Genomic DNA, 1,166 nt, shown 5'->3' on the forward strand with positions numbered 1-1,166 from the left:
GGGGTGCGCACCGCCCGCCGGGCATCTTTCGACCGGCGTACTACCCACGCCTCCGGCACTACTTGAGCCAGGCGTCCACCTTGTCGCGACCGACCTCGCCGAGGGCGCCGTACTGCACTGCGGCAAGAAGGCGGCCGGGAGCCCTACCCCCCTCCAGTGCCTTCATCGGCAGGACGGATGCGGACGGGATGAGCTCGCCGGGCTTGACGACGATCATGTTGCCGACGAGCAGCGCCGGGGCATCATTCCAACTGGCTCGCAGCAGCGGGCAGTCCCCGGGGGGTGATGAGCCCGCACACACCGACCGGCTCATCGACGACCCGGCTCACGGCGTCAGCCGCTTACCGGTGTCCAGCGATCCGGCGCGGGCGAACTCCTTGGCATCACGCTCGACGATGCCGGCGATGCGCAGCAGTAGCGCGCCGGGCGGCGGCGATCGCCACCTCGGCGTCGGGGTGGAACCCCGTGTCGAATGCCCAGACCGGCGCCAAGAGGTTCACGGATGACGATTTCACCATGCGCACCTCTTTACCCACCGAACCTTGACCGCGAGCGGCCCCATGGCGACCATGTTGCGTATCCCTCACCACGTTGCGCATTACGCACCACCGGAGGCCGCCCATGTCCCCCCGACCGCAACCTGGCCGTGAGTACGTCCTCACCCTCTCCTGTCCGGACAGCGCCGGACTGGTCCACGCCGTGAGCGGCTTTCTCGTCAGGAACTCCGGCAACATCCTGGAAAGCCAGCAGTTCGACGACCGACTTCAAGGTCGTTTCTTCATGCGGGTCCACTTCGACGTTTCCGACCCGAACAACGAACTGGAGAACCTGAGTTACCGGTTCGGTCCGGTGGCCCAGGCCTACGGCATCTCCTGGACCTTGCGCGACGCCACCACGCCGACCCGGACTCTGATCATGGTGTCCAAGTTCGGCCACTGCCTGAACGACCTGCTCTTCCGCCGGCGCACCGGCGCCCTCAACATCGAGATCCCCGCGATCGTCTCAAACCACCGGGACTTCGAGGGGCTCGCGGAGACCTACGGCGTCCCTTTCCACCACGTCCCGGTGACCAAGGACACCAAGCCCGAGGCCGAGGCGCGGCTGCTGGAGCTGGTGCGCGAGCTGGACATCGACCTGGTGGTGCTGGCCCGCTACATGCAGATCCT

2 protein-coding genes are annotated in these 1,166 nt (G+C 66.9%); one reads left to right on the top strand and one right to left on the bottom strand.

Annotation, left to right across the window (positions count from 1 at the left end; translation table 11 throughout):
* Positions 1–58: 58 nt before the first annotated feature.
* Positions 59–217 carry a hypothetical protein gene (locus tag F3T56_RS50440; RefSeq protein WP_425473758.1) on the bottom strand — a complete coding sequence of 53 codons (159 nt, stop codon included), beginning with the start codon at positions 215–217 and terminating at the stop codon, positions 59–61.
* Between the two features lie 404 nt (positions 218–621).
* Here F3T56_RS50440 and F3T56_RS49185 point away from each other — a divergent pair.
* Positions 622–1,166, top strand: a 545-nt coding sequence (locus tag F3T56_RS49185) for a formyltetrahydrofolate deformylase (RefSeq protein ID WP_281291995.1), incomplete at its 3' end; no start/stop codon positions are given.

The sequence above is a fragment of the Streptomyces tailanensis genome (assembly GCF_008386495.1).
Lineage (GTDB): Bacteria > Actinomycetota > Actinomycetes > Streptomycetales > Streptomycetaceae > Streptomyces > Streptomyces tailanensis.